The sequence below is a fragment of the Micromonospora sp. NPDC005237 genome (assembly GCF_040607775.1).
In the GTDB taxonomy this organism is placed as follows: domain Bacteria; phylum Actinomycetota; class Actinomycetes; order Mycobacteriales; family Micromonosporaceae; genus Micromonospora.
Genome location: NZ_JBEXHJ010000008.1, coordinates 108,343 through 126,211, shown reverse-complemented (window position 1 = coordinate 126,211; position 17,869 = coordinate 108,343). Strand labels below are relative to the sequence as shown.

At 72.2% G+C, this 17,869-nt stretch carries 16 protein-coding genes; 5 read left to right on the top strand and 11 right to left on the bottom strand.

Translation table 11 applies throughout. The features are described 5' to 3' along the window. Positions 1-2 precede the first annotated feature (2 nt). Positions 3-1,133: a PP2C family protein-serine/threonine phosphatase gene (locus tag ABZT87_RS22520; RefSeq protein ID WP_354857003.1), complete on the bottom strand. Its 1,131-nt coding sequence runs from the start codon at positions 1,131-1,133 to the stop codon at positions 3-5. 96 nt (positions 1,134-1,229) lie between these two features. Here ABZT87_RS22520 and ABZT87_RS22515 point away from each other — a divergent pair, with 96 nt between their 5' ends. Next, entirely contained in the window at positions 1,230-1,871 is a 642-nt protein-coding gene (locus ABZT87_RS22515) for a MarR family transcriptional regulator (protein WP_355137910.1), read from the top strand. 1 nt (position 1,872) lies between these two features. Here the strand turns inward: ABZT87_RS22515 and ABZT87_RS22510 are convergent, their stop codons facing one another. Further along, the gene (locus ABZT87_RS22510; RefSeq protein WP_355137908.1) at positions 1,873-3,024 is read right to left on the bottom strand and encodes a SpoIIE family protein phosphatase; all 1,152 of its coding nucleotides are present in this window, start codon (positions 3,022-3,024) and stop codon (positions 1,873-1,875) included. Positions 3,025-3,142: 118 nt separating this feature from the next. Further along, entirely contained in the window at positions 3,143-4,381 is a 1,239-nt protein-coding gene (locus tag ABZT87_RS22505) for an ROK family transcriptional regulator (protein ID WP_354857006.1), read from the bottom strand. Positions 4,382-4,459: 78 nt separating this feature from the next. Between ABZT87_RS22505 and xylA the strand changes: the two genes are divergently transcribed. From xylA to ABZT87_RS22490, 3 genes are all read left to right on the top strand, one after another. Next, the gene (xylA, locus tag ABZT87_RS22500; protein ID WP_355137906.1) at positions 4,460-5,647 is read left to right on the top strand and encodes a xylose isomerase; all 1,188 of its coding nucleotides are present in this window, start codon (positions 4,460-4,462) and stop codon (positions 5,645-5,647) included. A gap of 9 nt (positions 5,648-5,656) precedes the next feature. Beyond that, positions 5,657-7,081 (top strand): xylulokinase, encoded by a 1,425-nt coding sequence (gene xylB, locus ABZT87_RS22495; RefSeq protein ID WP_355066084.1) that lies wholly within the window; start codon positions 5,657-5,659, stop codon positions 7,079-7,081. Between the two features lie 83 nt (positions 7,082-7,164). Continuing rightward, positions 7,165-8,598, top strand: a complete 1,434-nt coding sequence (locus ABZT87_RS22490) for an MFS transporter (RefSeq protein WP_355066086.1) — start codon at positions 7,165-7,167, stop codon at positions 8,596-8,598. Positions 8,599-8,916: 318 nt separating this feature from the next. Here ABZT87_RS22490 and ABZT87_RS22485 read toward each other — a convergent pair whose 3' ends face one another. The 5 genes from ABZT87_RS22485 to ABZT87_RS22465 all read right to left on the bottom strand — a co-directional run bounded on the left by ABZT87_RS22485 (position 8,917) and on the right by ABZT87_RS22465 (position 15,230). Then, positions 8,917-10,587: a glycoside hydrolase family 13 protein gene (locus ABZT87_RS22485; RefSeq protein ID WP_355138227.1), complete on the bottom strand. Its 1,671-nt coding sequence runs from the start codon at positions 10,585-10,587 to the stop codon at positions 8,917-8,919. 95 nt (positions 10,588-10,682) lie between these two features. Beyond that, a complete protein-coding gene (locus ABZT87_RS22480; RefSeq protein ID WP_354863137.1) occupies positions 10,683-11,729 on the bottom strand; it encodes a LacI family DNA-binding transcriptional regulator in 1,047 nt (348 codons plus the stop codon). Between the two features lie 67 nt (positions 11,730-11,796). Then, entirely contained in the window at positions 11,797-12,765 is a 969-nt protein-coding gene (locus ABZT87_RS22475; protein WP_354863136.1) for a carbohydrate ABC transporter permease, read from the bottom strand. Between the two features lies 1 nt (position 12,766). Beyond that, on the bottom strand, positions 12,767-13,813 hold the full coding sequence (locus tag ABZT87_RS22470) for a sugar ABC transporter permease (RefSeq protein WP_355066088.1): 1,047 nt from the start codon (positions 13,811-13,813) through the stop codon (positions 12,767-12,769). A 70-nt stretch (positions 13,814-13,883) separates the two neighbouring features. Beyond that, entirely contained in the window at positions 13,884-15,230 is a 1,347-nt protein-coding gene (locus ABZT87_RS22465; RefSeq protein WP_354860934.1) for an ABC transporter substrate-binding protein, read from the bottom strand. A gap of 250 nt (positions 15,231-15,480) precedes the next feature. Between ABZT87_RS22465 and ABZT87_RS22460 the strand changes: the two genes are divergently transcribed. After that, a complete protein-coding gene (locus tag ABZT87_RS22460; RefSeq protein WP_355137904.1) occupies positions 15,481-16,254 on the top strand; it encodes a peptidoglycan DD-metalloendopeptidase family protein in 774 nt (257 codons plus the stop codon). A gap of 52 nt (positions 16,255-16,306) precedes the next feature. Here ABZT87_RS22460 and ABZT87_RS22455 read toward each other — a convergent pair whose 3' ends face one another. The 3 genes from ABZT87_RS22455 to ABZT87_RS22445 all read right to left on the bottom strand — a co-directional run bounded on the left by ABZT87_RS22455 (position 16,307) and on the right by ABZT87_RS22445 (position 17,864). After that, on the bottom strand, positions 16,307-16,801 hold the full coding sequence (locus ABZT87_RS22455) for a TspO/MBR family protein (RefSeq protein ID WP_354860930.1): 495 nt from the start codon (positions 16,799-16,801) through the stop codon (positions 16,307-16,309). A gap of 152 nt (positions 16,802-16,953) precedes the next feature. Next, positions 16,954-17,097 carry a GPGG-motif small membrane protein gene (locus ABZT87_RS22450; protein ID WP_165947907.1) on the bottom strand — a complete coding sequence of 48 codons (144 nt, stop codon included), beginning with the start codon at positions 17,095-17,097 and terminating at the stop codon, positions 16,954-16,956. Then, positions 17,088-17,864 (bottom strand): metallophosphoesterase, encoded by a 777-nt coding sequence (locus ABZT87_RS22445; protein WP_355137902.1) that lies wholly within the window; start codon positions 17,862-17,864, stop codon positions 17,088-17,090. Before ABZT87_RS22445 ends, ABZT87_RS22450 begins: the two co-directional genes overlap by 10 nt. Between the last annotated feature and the right edge of the window lie 5 nt (positions 17,865-17,869).

Sequence of the window (17,869 nt, the reverse complement as noted above, 5' to 3'; positions counted from 1 at the left end):
GCTCACGCCTGCGGGCCGGTCCAGTCCAGGCAGACCACCACGGCATCGTCGACGAGGTCGCCGGCCACGAACGCGCGCAGGTCACCGATCAGCGACCGCACGGCGTCCAGTGGCTCCATCGGGCCCGTCCGGCGCAGGAACCGGTCCAGTGCCGTCTCGCCGTAGCGCACGTTCTTCCCGGTGGCCTCCACCACGCCGTCGCTGACCACGAAGAGCCGGTCGCCGCGTTCCAGCGTGAACGTCTGCTCGTGGTAGTCGGTCGCCTCGAACATGCCGAGCGGGAACTGCGCCTCCAGCGGTTGCTCGGTGACCTCTCCGCCCCGCAGCAGGACGAGGCGTGGCGAGCCGGCGTCCACCACGCTCATCGTCCCGGAGCGCAGGTCCAGCTCCATCAACAGCACGGAGAGGTGCCGCTTGCCCCGGTACTCGTCGTAGATGGCCTGGTCGGCGAGGGCGGCCTGATCACCCAGACTGAGGCCGGCCCGGCGGGCGTTGCGCAGCGCGTGGGTGGCCAGCGACGTGAGCAGGGACGCCGCGACACCCTCACCGGTCCCGTTGACCGTGGAGAGCCAGAGACGCTGCCCGTCGTCGGCCCAGTCGAAGCTGTCGCCCCGCACGGCGTACGCCGGCTCCAGCTGCCCGGCCAGGCTGAACGAGGGTCGGATCCGGCTGCGGCCGGGGAGCAGGTCCCACTGCATCTCGGCGGCCAGGGTGAGCCGCTGGCTGCGCCGCGCGACGCGGTAGACGTCGGTGCCGGCGGAGACGGCCGCCAGCTCGTGCGCGAGCGCGGTGGCGACGTCGGCCAGCTCGCCGAGCACTGCCGGGTCGTCGGCCACCGGCGCGAGACGCAGGACGCCCCGCCGTTCGCCGCGCATGCTGACCGGCACCCAGGCGGTGCCGTCGACCAGCAGGGGCACCTGGTGGTCGAAGGCCCGCCAGGCGGGGTGTCCGGCGTCCCGGATGGAGTCACCCTCGGTGAGTGGCAACAGCTCCGAGAGGCGGTAGTCGACCTGGTACAGCTCCGCTTCGGTGATCCCGTACGCCTCTTTGAAGATCTTCCCGATGCTGCCCACGAGAAGGTCGGCGGGTGTCTCGTTCAGGGTACGACGTGCCCGATTGACCGGTTTACTCATCAGGCCTCCTTGATCAAAGCTCGACTACCAGTGGCTTCGGAGTAGTCTCGGGCCACCATGGCCGAAGAACACGGTCCACCGGACCCTGCGACGAGTATGGCTGCCGCGTTGGACGCGGCGGCGGGAGCCCTGCTGGGCGTATGGGATTCCGCCCGCGAGGCGACCGCCAGCCGGGTCTCCGGAGCCCAACTACGGGCTGTGATGGTGGTCGAGCAGCACGACGGGATCAACCTACGCCAGCTCGCCACCCGCCTGGACATGTTGCTCAGTTCCGCCAGCCGACTCTGCGACCGGTTGGTCGCGGCCGGCATGCTGGAGCGCGAGCCGGGTCGCTTCGACCGGCGGGAGATCTCCCTGCACCTCACCCCGGAGGCCCGTCGACTCCTCGCGGAGCTGCGCGCCGACCGGCAGAAGCGAATTGCCACAGTGCTGGCGGCGATGACTCCGGCGGGCCGTACCGCCCTGGTGAGCGGGATGCGGGAGTTCGACGAGGCCGCCCGCCGGCAGCAGGCGCGAAGCGGCTCGGCGCCGGATGACGGGGACCGGCCGCCTGGGCGAGACGACTGGCCGGACGACGCGGACCCGCGGGATCCGGACCGGCCCACCGGGCCGGCGGGGGACTCGTCGGAGCGCCCGGAGCGGTCGACCCGAACGGTGTGGCAGACCGGCCCCGAGCGGGCGGTGGGCACGCCGCGCGAATGGCCCACCGGTGAGCCGCCGGTGGCCCGGACCGCCTGACTCAGGCCGGCGCCGACGCGCACACCGCCAGCACGGCGATGTCGTCGTGAGCCTGCCCGCCCAGCCACTCGTCCACCACCTGGAGCAGCCTGTCGACCAGCGCGGCCGGAGGCAGCCCGGCCGCTGCGGCCAGTGCGGCGCGCAGCCGGTGCGCGCCGAACTTCTCGGCGTGGACCGGGCCGCCGTTCGCCTCGGTCACCCCGTCGGTGTACGCGAGGAGCAGGTCGCCCGGGTCGAGGTGCACCTGCGCCTCGGCGAACCGGGCGTCGGCCAGTGCGCCGACCGGCATCCCGCCGACCGGAACCGGGACGACCGAACCGGCGGCGGTGACCAACAGCAGTGCACCGGCTGACCCCCCGGGACCGGGCATCGGGCTGACCAGCAGCGCGCCCGGCCGGCCGAACCCGGGTGGGAGCACGGCGCTCAGGTCCGCGGCCTCGGCGTCCCGCCAGGGGCTCGGCTCGGTGGGTACGCCGTCGAGCGCCTCGCTGAGGCCGGGGACGGCGTCGGTCAGCTCTGGGCCGGCCACCCCGGTGACCGGAGCCGGCTCGCCGTCGGCGTACCGCGTCCAGCGCGCGTGCGACTCGGCCGGCGCGGGCGGCCGGAGCAGCGCCACGGCGGCATCGGCCAGGTACGGCACGGCGAGGGTGGCGGTGGTGGTGCGGAGCGTCTGGTCCCGGTGCAGGGACAGCCCGAGCCGGCTGCCGGCCTGGGCGAGGAACGCGGTGCGGGAGCGTTCGGCCAGCAGGGCGTCGGTGCGGGCGTGCTCCTCGGTGACGTCTCGGACGTACCAGGCGTACCGGCTGCCGGCGAGTTGCCGTCGACCGCCCCGCAGGTGCCGGCCGTGGTGCTCGGCGTCGAAGCTCTCGGTGCCGTCCCGCACGGCCCGGACCGGTGCCGCCACCGGGCACTCGGACAGCTCGACGCCCGCGACGATCTCCGGGAGCAGCTGGGCTGCCCGGGCGTTGACGAGGGTGACCCGGCCGGTCTCGTCGGTCGTCAGCACGGCCTCGGCGAGCCCGTCGAGCAGCTCGCGGGCCAGTGGCGAGTCGGCCGGCAGCGCACCGCCGCCGCGTTGGCGGGTCGGTGGTCGCGACGCCTGCCAGTCGCCGCCGACCGGACCTGCGATGCCGCCCCGTCGGGTCGTGGTCACCGCCCGACGCTGCCGGGCGTCCGACGACCTCTACGCATGCTGCTCCTGCGCTCCTCGCCTGCCGATAGTTGCTCGACGGCAAGCGTACCGAGCCGCACCGACGCACGCCCGGAGCGCGTCAGCCGGAGCGGTTCAGCCAGCCTGCGGGGCGGGCGACGATCCGCCGTACCACCGAGCCGGCCGCGCCCACGGCGGCGGCCTCCGGACCGAGGGTCGAGGGCCGGACCGTGACCGGTGACCAGGCGGCGGTGAGCACCCGGGCCGCGATCTCGGCGAGCACCGGCGGGCACAGCCAGGGCGCCAGCGGGGCGTACCCGCCGCCGAGCACCACGGTGTCCAGGTCCAGCAGGTTGACCACGCCGGCCACCGCCACCCCGAGTGCCGTACCGGCGTCGTGCAGCGCCCGTAGCGCGTCCGGGTCACCGGCCTCGGCCAACTCGGCCAGCCGCGCCGTCGCGGTGTCCGCGGGAAGCTCCGCCCGTACCAGGCCGGCGCCGGCCACGATCGCCTCCTGACCGGCGTACTGCTCCAGGCAACCCTGCCCTCCGCAGCGGCACGGACGGCCCTCGGGGTGGACCGGGAGGTGGCCGATCTCGCCGCTCCAGCCGCGTACGCCGCGGAACAGCGCGCCGTCCAGGACGATCCCCGCGCCGATGCCGACCTCGCCGGAGATGTGCAGGAAGCTCGCCGGGCCGGGCGGCCGGGAGTGCAGCTCGCCGAGCGCCGCGAGGTTGGCCTCGTTGTCCACCACCAGGGCCGGGATGCCGGGCACCTGTTCGGTCAGGGGCGGGTGCCTGCTGAGCAGTTCGGGGACCGCGACGTCCCGCCAGCCGAGGTTCGGCGCGAGCCGGACCAGGCCGGCGTCGTCCACCAGGCCGGGTACGGCGAGCGCGGCTCCGGCCAGGGTGAGGCCCTGCCGGGCCGCGTCGGCGCGGGCCTGCCGGGCCAGGTCGACGAGGCGGGCCAGCGCGTCGGCGGGGGCGACCGGGCGCAGGTCGGCCCGGTGCACGGTGCGGTGCCGGACCTGGCCGGCGAGATCGACGACGCACACCGTCAGGTAGTCGACGTTGACCTCCAGGCCGAGCCCGGCCGGGCCCTGGTCGGCCAGGACCAGCCCCCGGGCCGGGCGGCCGGCGCCCGCCCGGGGCGCCGGGTCGGCCTCGCTGACCAGTTGGCCCGCGAGCAGGTCCTCGACCACCGCCGAGACGGTGGCGCGGGTCAGGCCGGTGGCGGTTGCCAGGTCGGCCCGGGACGGGGGACGCTCGGCGGCGGCGATCCGGCCGAGAACCAGGGCGAGGTTGAGCTCGCGGAGGCTGCCCTGACGGGCTGCGCCGGCCGGGGCGTGGGTGGGGCTCACCCCTTGACAGTGCCATAGGGCGGGCAAATAATTCAATCGCTGAACAAATACCTGACACCACCACCCCGGAGGTTGCTCATGGCACCCCGTCCCACCCCCGCCGACAAGTTCTCCTTCGGGCTCTGGACCGTGGGCTGGCAGGCCCGCGACCCGTTCGGCGACGCGACCCGTCCCGAGCTGGACGCCGTCGAGGCGGTGCACCGGCTCGCCGAGCTGGGCGCGTACGGCATCACCTTCCACGACGACGACCTGATCCCGTTCGGGGCCGACGCCGCCACCCGCGATCAGCGCATCGCGCGGTTCCGCAAGGCGCTCGACGAGACCGGCCTCGTGGTGCCGATGGTCACCACCAACCTCTTCACCCACCCGATCTTCAAGGACGGCGGCTTCACCAGCAACGACCGCGACGTCCGCCGGTTCGCGCTGCGCAAGGTGCTGCGCCAGGTCGACCTGGCCGCCGAGCTGGGCGCCAGCACCTTCGTGATGTGGGGTGGCCGCGAGGGCTCCGAGTACGACGTCGCCAAGGACGTCCGCGCCGCCCTGGACCGCTACCGCGAGGCGGTGGACCTGCTCACCCAGTACGTCATCGACAAGGGCTACACCATGCGGTTCGCCCTGGAGCCCAAGCCCAACGAGCCGCGCGGCGACATCCTGCTGCCCACCATCGGGCACGCGCTCGGCTTCATCTCCCAGCTGGCCCACCCGGAGATGGTCGGTCTCAACCCGGAGGTCGGCCACGAGCAGATGGCCGGGCTCAACTACGCCCACGGCATCGCCCAGGCGCTCTGGCAGGGCAAGCTGTTCCACCTGGACCTCAACGGCCAGCGCGGCATCAAGTACGACCAGGACCTGGTCTTCGGCCACGGTGACCTGATGAACGCGTTCGCCCTGGTGGACCTTTTGGAGAACGGCAGCCCGAACGGCGGGCCGATTTACGACGGCCCCCGGCACTTCGACTACAAGCCCTCCCGCACCGAGGACATGGACGGTGTCTGGGCCTCCGCGGCGGCCAACATGAGCACCTACCTGCTGCTCAAGGAGCGGGCCGCGGCGTTCCGCGCCGACCCCGAGGTCGTCGAGGCGCTCGCCGCCAGCAAGGTCGACGAGCTGAACACGCCGACGCTCGGCGACGGTGAGGGCTACGAGGAGTTCCTGGCCGACCGGTCCGCGTTCGAGGACGTCGACGTGGACGCGGTGGCCGCGCGGGGCTTCGCCTTCGTCCAGCTCAACCAGCTCGCCGTCGAGCACCTGCTCGGCGCTCGCTGAGGCCCCGCCATGCCGTTGGTCGCGGGCGTTGACTCGTCCACCCAGTCCTGCAAGGTGGTCATCCGGGACGCGGAGACCGGCGCCCTGCTCCGGCAGGGCCGGGCACCGCACCCGGACGGCACCGAGGTCGACCCGGAAGCCTGGTGGCAGGCGCTGCGCAGCGCCGCCGACGAGGCCGGCGGGCTGGCCGACGTCGCGGCGGTCTCCGTCGCCGGCCAGCAGCACGGCATGGTCTGCCTCGACGAGGCGGGCCGGGTGGTGCGCCCGGCCCTGCTGTGGAACGACACCCGCTCCGCCGACGCCGCCGCCGACCTCATCGAGGAGGCCGGCGGCGGCTCGGAAGGGCGGCGGTTCTGGGCCGAGGCCACCGGCAGCGTGCCGGTGGCGAGCTTCACCATCACCAAGCTGCGCTGGCTGGCCCGGCACGAGCCGGATCTGGCCGCACGGGTGGCGGCCGTCTGCCTGCCGCACGACTGGCTGACCTGGCGGCTGGCCGGTGCGCCGGGGCTGGCGGGGCTGCGGACCGACCGGGGTGACGCCAGCGGCACCGGCTACTGGTCCCCGTCCACCGGTTCCTACCGTCCGGACCTGCTGGAACGGGCCTTCGGTCGGCAGCTCGTGGTGCCCGAGGTGCTGGGCCCGGCCGAGTCGGCCGGCACGCTGGCCGACGAGCTGGGTGGGGGCGGCGCGCTGCTCGGCGCGGGCACCGGCGACAACGCCGCCGCCGCGTTCGGCGTCGGCGCCGGTCCCGGTGACGTGGTCGTCTCGATCGGCACCTCCGGCACGGTGTTCAGCGTGGCCGACGTGCCGGCCGCCGACGAGAGCGGCGCGGTGGCCGGCTTCGCCGACGCGTCGGGCCGCTTCCTGCCGCTGGTCTGCACGCTCAACGCCGCCCGGGTGCTGGACGCCGCCGCCACGATGCTGGGCGTCGACCTGGACGAGCTGGCCGAGCTGGCGCTCTCCGCGCCGGCCGGCGCGGACGGGCTGGTCATGGTGCCCTACCTGGAGGGTGAGCGGACGCCCAACCGTCCGCTGGCCACCGGCGCGGTGCACGGGCTGACCCTGCGCACGTCGACCCCCGCGCACCTGGCCCGGGCCGCCGTGGAGGGCATGCTCTGCGCGCTCGCCGACGGCCTGGACGCGCTTACCGCGCAGGGCGCCACCGTCCGCCGGGTCATCCTCGTCGGCGGCGGGGCACGCTCGGCCGCGGTCCGCCGGATCGCACCGCAGGTCTTCGGCTGCCCGGTGGTCGTTCCGCCCGCCGGGGAGTACGTCGCCGACGGCGCCGCCCGCCAGGCCGCCTGGGTCGCCCTCGGCGGTCCGACCCCGCCGCAGTGGGAGGTCAAGGGCACCGAGGAGTACGCGGCGGAGCCCGTCCCCGCCGTCCGTGACCAGTACGCCGCCGCCCGCGGGTTGGTCCTCGACCGCCGCTGACCGTCGGAGTCGACGCGGGTGGGAGCCGACCGGCACCCACCCGCGTCGCGACTTGCGTACCGGAGTCTGGTTGGCTGCCCGTCATGAGCGTGACCAGTGGCGGGCCCGGCCAGCGCCGGAGTGGCCGGGGCGGCGGCCGGGCGCACCGGCTGTACAGCGTCGTGGTGTTCGTGCTGCTCGCCTCGCTCGACAACGTGGCGATCGGGCTCGTCCCACCGCTCTACAAGCCGATCGCCGGCGCGTTCGACGTGTCGGGGCGGCTGCTCGGGCTGGTCACCGCCGTCAGCTTTCTGGTCAGCGCGGTGGCCGCGGTCGGCTGGGCGTACGTCGGGGACCGGAGCAACCGCAAACCGCTGCTCATGGTGGGCACACTGCTCTGGGCGGCGGGCACCGGCGGCAGCGCGCTCGCCGGCGGGTACCTCACGTTCCTGGCCGCCCAGCTCGTCGCGGCGGTCGGTCTCGGTGCGGTCGGCTCGGTGGGCTTCTCGGTGGTCACCGACCTGATCTCGCCGACCCGGCGCGGGCTGGTGATGAGCTTCTGGGGGCTCTCCCAGGGCGTCGGCACGCTCGCCGGCACGCTGTTCGGCGGGCTGCTCGGCGCGGCCGACTGGCGGCGGCCGTTCCTGCTGCTGACCGGGGTGGGCCTGGCCGCCACCCTGGCGTACCTGTTCACCTACGACGTCCGGCGCGGCCAGAGCGAACCGGAGCTGGCCGACGCATTGGACGCCGGCGCGGACTACGACTACCGGATCAGTCGGGCCGACGTGCCGAGGATCCTGGCCCGGCGTACCAACCGGTGGCTGATCCTGCAGGGCCTGACCGCGCAGGCGGCGTTCGGCTCGCTGGTCTGGCTGCCGGTGCTGTTCGCCGAACGGGCCGAGGCCCAGGGCTACTCGGAGTCGACCGCGGTGGTGGTGGGCAGCGTCTTCGCCACGCTGTTCCAGCTCGGTGGGGTGCTCTCCATCGTGGGTGGGCTGGTCGGCGACGCGGTGCAGCGGCGTACCCCTGGCGGTCGGGCCCTGGTCGCGGCGGTCGGCATCCTCGCCGCGCTGCCGTTCTACCTGGTGCTGTTCTTCGTGCCGGTGACCATCGACGTGCCCGACGGCGGCAGCGCCGGCGCGGTGGTCGGCGCGGTGCTGTCCAGCGTGGTCACCGAGCCGTCGGTCGGACTCAGCCTGCTCACCGCCGTGGTGGCGCTCGCGTTGACCTCGGCGAACTCGCCGAACTGGTTCGCGCTGATCGCCGACGTGAACCCGCCGGAGCACCGGGGGACCGTCTACAGCCTCGGCAACCTGGTCAACGGGGTGGGCCGGTCGGCCGGCAACGGGCTGGTCGGGGTCGCCTTCCAGGGTCTTCGCGCGGCCTTCCCGCCACCGCTGAACTTCGCCGTCGGGCTGGCCGCGTTCCAGCTCTTCTTCATTCCCACCGGCATTATGTACTGGCTCGCCTCGCGTACCTCACCGGCGGACATCGACAACGTGCACGACCTGCTGCACACCCGAGCCGACCGCCTCTGACGGGCCCTCGCACCGTACCCGCGCCGGCTCGTTGGCTGGTTGTTCCGGAGCGGCCTGGACCTCCTTCTCATCACCCGATCAGCGGCCGCCAGGTCCGCGTAGTGCCAGCGCCGCCTTTGCTCTGCTTCAACCCACGCAACACATAAGGGCACCGACTGTCGCCTCGGTTGAAGCAGAGCAAAGGACGTGATGCGCAGCGGTCCCCGTCCCCGACCCCCCACCGGCCCGGCGCTGGAAAGCGGTGGGGCGGTGGGGCGGACTCCATTCAAACGGCAGCGGAGCAGGCCGCGGCGGCGGGAGAGGGCTCGACCGGACCGGTCAGCCGCGGAGCCAGACCGTGACGTCGGTCGGGACCGCGCCCTCGTCCAGCGGTGCGCTGGCGGCGAGCACCTCGGCGCCGGCCGGAACCGGCACCGGAGTGTCGCCGAAGTTGGTCAGCACCGTCAGCTCGCCGTTGCGGAAGGTCAGCACCTCGTCGTTGGAGGACAGCCACTCCAGCGTGCCCCGGCCCAGGCCGTGGGCACGGCGCAGACGCAGCGCCGTGCGGTACAGCTCGTACGTCGAGCCGGGCACGTCGCGCTGCCGGTCCAGCGCGTACTCCGCCCAGGACGGGGGTTGCGGCAGCCAGCTGGCATCGGTGGGCCCGAAGCCGTACGACGGGGCGTCGGCCTCCCACGGGATCGGCACCCGGCAGCCGTCGCGGCCCCGCTGGGTGTGCCCGCTGCGCGCCCAGGTCGGGTCCTGCCGGGCCTCGTCGGGCATCGTGGTGTGCTCGGGCAGGCCCAGCTCCTCGCCCTGGTAGAGGTACGCCGAGCCGGGCAGGGCGAGCATCAGCAGGGTGGCCGCCCGGGCCCGGCGCAGGCCGAGCGCGGCGTCCGGCTGCGGGTCGCCGATGCCGATGCCGTTGGGCCGGCCGCCGCCGATCGCCAGGCCGAGCCGGGAGGCGTGGCGTACGACGTCGTGGTTGGACAGCACCCAGGTCGTCGGCGCGCCCACCGAGTCGGTCGCCTCCAGGGAGCGGGTGATCACCGCGTACTGGGCCGGCGCGGTCCAGGCGGCGAGCAGGTACTCGAAGTTGAACGCCTGGTGCATCTCGTCCGGGCGGACGTAGCGGGCCAGCCGCTCGGCCGGCTCCACCCACGCCTCCGCGACCAGCACCCGCTCGCCGGGGTAGCTGTCCAGGACCCGCCGCCACTGCCGGTAGATCTCGTGCACGCCCTCCTGGTCCCACATCGGCGGGCGCGGCTTGTCGATCTCGTTGCCGGAGAGGATCTCCTGGGGCTCCTGCCAGTCGGCCAGGTCGGCCTGCTTGACGAGGCCGTGCGCCACGTCGACGCGGAAGCCGTCCACACCGCGGTCCAGCCAGAACCGCAGCACGTCCAGGAACTCCTCGTGCACCTCCGGGTTGTCCCAGTTGAGGTCGGGCTGGCCGGTGTCGAACAGGTGCAGGTACCACTGGCCGGGTCGGCCGTCCGGGTCGACCGTCCGGGTCCAGGCCGGACCGCCGAAGACGCTCTGCCAGTCGTTCGGCGGCTGGTCGCCGGCCGGGCCGAGGCCGTCGCGGAAGATGTACCGGGACCGCTCCGGGCTGCCCGGCGCGGCGGCCAGCGCGGCCTGGAACCAGCGGTGCGCCGACGAGGTGTGGTTCGGCACCAGGTCGACGATCACCCGCAGGCCGCGGGAGCGGGCCTCGGCGATCAGCTTGTCCGCGTCGGCGAGGGTGCCGAACAGCGGGTCGACGTCCCGGTAGTCGGCCACGTCGTAGCCCGCGTCGGCCTGCGGGGACGGATAGAACGGGGAGAGCCACACCGCGTCCACGCCCAGCTCGACCAGGTGGTCGAGGCGGGCGGTGATGCCCGGCAGGTCACCGATGCCGTCACCGTCGGAGTCGGCGAACGAGCGTGGGTAGATCTGGTAGATGGCGGCCTCGGTCCACCAGCCGGTGATCGGGTGACCGGAGGAGGTCTGCTGCGTCGGATCGGTGTTCAGGGTCGTCTCCCGTGTCGCGCGGTGGGTGGACTGCCGGCGGTGCTGCTGCCGGCCGCGTCGCCGCCAGCCGCCGGCCGGCGGCGGATGGTTGGGGTTCAGTGTGCCCGCGGCGGCGCGGTGGACTCTCGGACCACCAGCCGAGTGGGCAGGATCACCGATGTGTCGCCGCCGGCGGTTCGTTGACCGACGATCGGGCTCAGGTTGCGGGCCCCGAGCGGGTCGAGCAGCATCCGGGCGGCCAGCCGGCCCTGTTCGGCGGCCGGCTGGGCGATGGTGCTGAGCCCGAGCACGCCGGCGAGGTCGTGGTCGTCGATGCCGACCACGCTGACGTCCTGCGGTACGCGCAGCCCGGCGTCGCGCAGCGCCGTCATCGCGCCCATCGCCATCTCGTCGCAGGCGGCGACGATAGCGGTCGGCGGAACACCGCGGGCCAGCAGCTCGGCGGCGGCCCGGTTGCCGCCGTCGATGGTGAACGACGACTCGACGTCCAGGCTCGGATCGGGTCGCAGGCCGGCGGCCCGCAGCTCCGCCTGGTAGCCCCGGCGCCGGTCGAGGTGGGTGGTGAAGGCCAGCTCGTCGTCGGGGTCTCCGGAGATGTGCGCGATCCGCCGGTGGCCGAGGTCGAGCAGGTGGCGGGTGGCCATCCGCGCGGCGGCCACGTCGTCGATCCGTACGCACGGCCAGTTGGGCACCCTGCTCCCCGAGCTGATGGTCACGCCGGGCAGATCCAGGGCGGCCAGCGCGGTCAGGTCCGCCGGGCGCAGCGGCGTGGCGACCAGCATCATGGCGTCGACCCGCTTGTGCAGGTTGGCGGTACGCAGCACCCGCTGGCGGATCTGCTCCCGACCGCCCAGGTTGTAGAGCAGCAGGTCGTAGCCGGAGTGGTGCAGATACTCCTCGACCGCCTCGACGACCGTGCTGAAGAACCAGCGGGTGATCCGGGGTACGACCACCGCCACCGTGCCGGTGCGGCCACCGGCGAGCCGGGACGCGCTCGGCGAGACCGCGTAGTCGAGCTGCTCGGCGGCCGCGAGGACTCTGCGTCGGGTGGCGGCCGAGACCGTCGGCAGCCCGCGCAGGGCCCGCGAGACGGTTGCCGTGGAGACCCCGGCCAACCGGGCGACATCATCAATCTTCGTCATGCTTCCCCCGCTCGGTACCCGTCGCCCGCCGCCGCCTTCAGGGGCCGGGCGGCGGCGGGCAAGCGGGTCAGCCCTTGACGCTGCCGGCGAGCAGACCTCGCACGAAGAAGCGCTGCAGGGACAGGAATACGACGAGCGGTACAACGATCGAGACGAACGCGCCCGCGGTCAGCCGCTGCCACTCGTTGCCCCGGGTGCCGGCCATCTCGGCGAGCCGAACCGTGAGCGGGGCGGTCTCGTTGCCGCCACCGGCGAAGATGAGCGCGACCAGCAGGTCGTTCCAGACCCAGAGGAACTGGAAGATGCCGAACGCGGCCAGCGCCGGGGTGATCAGCGGCAGCACGATGGTGCGGAAGATCTTCGGGTGGGTGGCCCCGTCGACCCGGGCCGCCTCCATCAGGTCGCCGGGGAGCTGCGAGATGAAGTTGTGCAGCAGGAAGACCGCGAACGGAAGCGCGAAGCAGGTGTGTGCGAACCACACCTGGGCGAACTTCTGCTCGTCGACCAGGTCCCACGCCGGCATCAGGGTGACGCCGCCGAGGGTGACGCCGGTGGAGAAGAACTTCAGCAGCGGCACCAGGGCCATCTGCAGCGGGACGATCTGCAACGCGAAGATCGCGATGTAGAGCCAGTCCCGCCCGCGGAAGTTGATCCACGCCAGCGCGTACGCGGCCAGGGCCGCGAAGGCGAGCGGGAAGAGCACCGACGGGATGGTGATCGCCAGCGAGTTGATGAAGTAGCTGGCGAGCTGCCCGGACGACGCCGACCGCCCGAAGAGGACCTGCTGGTAGTTCTCCAGGGTGAACTGCGGGTTGGTGAAGGCCGTCCACCAGCCGGTGGTCTTGATCTCGTCCTCCGGACGGAGGGAGGAGACGAACAGGCCGAAGGTCGGGATGGTCCAGACCACCGCGATGACGATCGAGACGAGCGTGGCCGTACGGCTGTTGAGTCGCCGACGTACCCGCCCGGCGGCGGTGGACGCGGTGCCGTCGGTCTTCTGGACGCCGGCGGCGACGGTGGGCGTTGCGGTCGTCATCTCAGCCCTCCCGCTGTTGACGGAGGTTGCGGATCTGGTAGATCACGACCGGGATGACCAGGATGAAGAGGAAGACCGCGAGCGCGGAGCCCTGCCCGTTCTGGCCGTACCGGAACGCCTGGTTGTACATCTCGCTGGCGATGACGCTGGTGTCGTAGTTGCCGTTGGTCGAGGTCCGGACGATGTCGAAGACCTTGAGCGTGGCGATCGTGAGCGTCACCGCCACCACGATCAGGGCCGGCCGGATGCTCGGCATGGTGATCTGCCAGAACATCTGCCAGGGGCTGACCCCGTCGAGCCGGGCGGCCTCCACGATGTCGCCGGGGATCGCCTTGATCGCGGCGGAGAGCACCACCATGGCGAAGCCGGCCTGGATCCAGACCATGATGACGATCAGCAGCAGCGTGTTCAGGGGTGATTCCAGCAGCCACTGCTTGGGCTCGCCGCCGAGGCTGGTGACGATCTGGTTGAGCAGACCGATCTGGTCGCCCTCGCCGCGGTAGGCGTAGACGAACTTCCAGATGATGCTGGCGCCGACGAAGGAGATCGCCATCGGCAGGAAGATCAGCGACTTGGCCACGGCCTCGAACCGGGCCTTGTCCACCAGGACGGCGTAGATCAGGCCGAACGCGGTCGCCACCAGCGGGACCAGAACCACCCAGACCAGGGTGTTGATCAGGACCCGGAGCATCGAGTCGTCGGAGAACATCCAGCCGTAGTTGCGCAGTCCCACCCAGCTGGTGCTGCTCCCGTCCATCAGGGAGAGCAGCACGGTGCGAATGGCCGGCACGACCAGGCCGATGGTGAGGAGCAGCAGCGTGGGCAGCAGGAAGAAGAGCGCGAAGATCCCCTCCCGTTGCCGGGGGCGGCGGGGAAGTGGAGCTCCACTCACCGAGGCGGCCACGAGCTGCGCCTCCCGTCGCCGGGCAAACCAGGCCGGGACGACGTCGAGCAGCAGGAGCAGACCGCCCACCACCACCACGAAGGCGACCAGCCCGTACATCAGCATGAGGAGCTTCGGCTGCTCATCGGCGAAGTCGAACTCCATCAACCCTCCCTTCCGGGTCCGGTTCGGCCGGTGGCCCGGCCCGCGACCGCGGGCCGGGCCACCGCCGGGATCACTTGGGCCAGCTGCTCTCGATGCCCTGGAGCACCGGGGCGGTCGCCTTGCCGTTCAGCCAGTCGACCATGCCCTTCCAGAACGTTCCCGCGCCGACGGCGGCCGGCATCAGGTCGGATCCGTCGAAGCGGAAGACGCCGGTCTTGTCCTGCAGGATCTGGACGGAGAGCTTGTCGATCGGGCTGGCGACGTTGGCGATGTCGAGCTTGTTGTTCGCCGTGACCCAGTTGCCGAGCTTCGCGCGGCTGTTGACGTACTCGGCGGAGGCCAGGTAGGTCTGCACCGCCTGCACCTCGGGACGGTCGGCGTAGGCGACGACGAACTCGCCCGCGCCCAGCACCGGCTTGCCCTTGGCCGCGTCGATGGCCGGGAAGTAGAAGGCGAACGCGTCGCCGTCCTCGGCCACCTTGGTGCCCTCGGGGAACTGGTTGGCGTAGAAGGACGCCTGTCGGTGCATCGCGCACTTGCCGGTGGTCACCGGCAGGCCCGCCTCCTGGAAGGCGGTGGTGGTGATGCTCTTGACGCCGCCGAAGCCGCCGTTCATGTACTTCTCGTTCTTGAGGATCGTGCCGGCGCGGTCCACCGCGTCGACGACCCGCGGGTCGTTGAACGGGATCGCGTGGGTGGTCCACTGGTCGTAGACCTCGGCGCCCGCCGTACGCAGGAGGACGTCCTCGATCCAGTCGGTGGCCGGCCAGCCGGTGGCGTCACCGGACTCGACGCCCGCGCACCACGGCTTCATGCCACTGGCGGCGATCTTGTCGCTCAGGGCGATGAGCTGCTCCCAGGTGGTCGGGACCTCCCAGCCCTTCTCCTTGAACGTCTTCGGCGAGTACCACACGAAGGACTTGACGTTCGCGCCGAGCGGCACGCCGTAGAGCGTTCCGTTGACGGTGCCGTACTTCAGCCAGTCGGCCGGCATGTTCTGCTCGGCCAGGGCCTTGGTGTCGGCGCCGAGGGACTTCAGCTTGCCGGCGTCCGCGAACCGCTTCACGAGGCCCGGCTGGGGCACGAAGGCGATGTCGGGCGCGTTGCCGCCGTCGACCCGCACGGGGAGCTGGGCCTCGAACTCGCCGCTGCCCTCGTACGCGATCTCGATGCCGGTGCAGTCGGTGAACTGCGACCACGACCGCTCGAGCAGGTCCGCCTCGGCGTCACGGATGGACGCGTAGATGGAGACCTTCTTGCCGTCGTGGCCCTGGTACTTCTCGTATGGGGCGCACTCCGCGGAGCCCGCCTTGTCGCTCTTCTTGTCGTCACCGGTACCGCAAGCGGTGGCGCTGAGCGCCAGCCCGAGCACACCGGCGATCACGAAGGCCTGGCGTGGTCTGGTAAAGACCGCCATGCCGTCCTCCTTCCTAGCCGGCGTGGTCTCCGCTGGTGACCCTCGCCGGTCCGATTGGGCGTGCACACATGTAAGCGCTTGCATCCGGTCTGGTCCACCCCCTGTCAGACACGAGCGAGTAACAATCCCGAAACCTCGTGTCCGTCGGCTGGGCGCGCTCCCAGTCGCGGATCCCGACTCTTTCGAAGAGTGGCGATATCTGTCAGGCTGAGGCCACTTCATCGAAGGTTTTGAACATAGGAGGAGCTGGATGCGTAAGCGGTGGATCAGCCTGCTGGTGACGGGCCTGCTCGTCGGGGGAGTCCTCGCACCGGCGAGCCCGGCGCTGGCCGCGCCGACCTTCAAGGTGCCGTTCCCGTGCGGCCAGTCCTGGTCGGGGCAGACCCGGTCGGACCACAGCCCGGCGTACGCGGTCGACTTCAACCGCACCGACGACCTCGGCGACCCGGTGGTGGCCAGCGCCCCCGGCACTGTCGACCGGGTCACCGACCTCGGCGGCACCAGTTACGGCAAGTACGTGCGGATCGACCACGGTGGCGGCTACACGACCTACTACGCCCACCTCAACGGCTTCAACGTCTCGGTGGGGCAGACCGTCGGCTACGGCAAGGTGCTCGGCTGGGTGGGCAGCACCGGCGGGTCCACCGGCCCCCACCTGCACTACGAACAGCGCCTCAACGGCAACGACATCCAGGTCAGGTTCAACGGCACCCTCGGCCTGTACTGGGGTAGCAAGACCTACACCAGCGACAACGGGTGCAGCTCGGGCACCGGCAACGCCACGGTCGACACCAGCGGCACGCCGCTGACCGTCCGCTCCGGCCCGGGCACGGGGTACGCCTCGGTGGGCACCGTCGCCGACGGCACCCGGGTGACCATCGCCTGCCAGACCAGCGGCTCCACGGTCACCGGCACGTACGGCACCAGCTCGATCTGGGATCGCATCGGCAGCGGCCGCTTCATCGCCGACGCGTACGTCTACACCGGTTACGACGGCTACATCCCGAACGTGCCCCGCTGCTGACGGGGCCTCGGTCCTCCGGCGGGGCCGCTTCCCGCCGGAGGACCGGCGCCGGTCAGGTGTTCAGTCGCCAGATCGACAGGTTGAGCGCGGCGGCGAACGTGACCCACGCCCAGTACGGCAGCAGCAGCGCGGTCGCGACCCGGGAGACCCGGGCGAAGAGCGCCACGGTGAGGCCGATCGCCAGCCACATCACCACGATCTCGGCGAACGCCAGCCCGTACCGCCCCGCGCCGAAGAACAGTGGCGTCCAGATGGCGTTCAGGACGAGTTGGGCGGTCCACGCCCAGAGCGCGGGGGAGAAGCCGACCCGACGCCACACCAGCCAGCCGGCCAGGGCGATCAGCGCGTAGAGCACGGTCCAGACCGGGCCGAAGAGCCAGGAGGGCGGCGCCCAGCCCGGCTGGCGCAGGCTCGCGTACTCGTCGGTGGTGCCCTGCACGCCCAGCCCGCCGATCGCGGCCGCGACGAAGACCGCCGCCGCGAAGCCGGCGAGCGCCCAGCGCGACCGTCGGCCGGAGGCGGGCCGCGCCTCGCGAGATGTCTCCATGGTCGAGATATTGCCGCTGAACCGTCGGGTCAAACCCACAAAAAAGCGCCGGGGCCGCTGCGGCCGGGGCTTCTGTCGGGAGGACGAAGCTCCGGTCGCGGCGACCCCGACGGGTCCCGGTGTTGTGATGAGTTGTCAGAAGGTGCGAACGGTCAATTGAAGATGCTGACACCACCCGGGCCGACCAACAGCCCGACGACGATGAGGACGACGCCCCACAGGATCTGCCGGCGGAACAGCGCGAGGATGCCGGCGACCACGAGTACGACTGCGAGAATCCAGAGAATCAGCTCCATGACCTCTGACTACCCGACCCTCCGATCGGGGAAACCTGGTCGGTGTCGAGTTGATCCCCGACATGGAAGACGCTGTACGCCTGCTTGATCACCGGGTGCGCCACGTTGCGGACGCGTACCCCTCCCGGCGTGGTGCCGCGCTCGGTGCCGGCGTGCGCGTGCCCGTGCAGGGCCAGCGCCGTGGGCGCCGAGTCGATCGCCTGCCCGAGCTGGTACGACCCCAGGAACGGGTAGATCTCCAGCGGCTCGCCGGCCAACGTGTCCGGAACGGGCGAGTAGTGGGTCAGCGCGACCAGCATGTCGCAGTCCAGCGAGCGCAGGGCCTTACCGAGGCGGTCCGCGCTCTCGTTGGTGGTCCGGACGAACGCCTTCATCTCCGGCTCGCCGAAGTCGCTCGCGCACCGGCCGGCGAAACCCCCGCCGAAGCCCTTGACGCCGGCGATGCCGAGCCGGCCGCCCGCGCAGTCCAGCACCACGCCGTCGCCCTCCAGCACGGTGATGCCCGCGTCCTCGAGCACCTTCACGACCTGCGGCACCTGGTCACACTGGTGGTCATGGTTGCCCAGCACGGTCACCACCGGCACGGCCAACCCGCCGAACTCCTGCGCCACGCAGCGCGCCTCGGCCTCGGTGCCGTGCCGGGTCAGGTCGCCGGCCAGCAGCAGCACGTCGGCGCACTCCGGCAGCTCCTCAAGCGCCGGGCGGAACCGGCCGACCACGTCCTCGTCCAGATGCACGTCGCCCACGGCGGCGATCCGGATCACCATGAAAC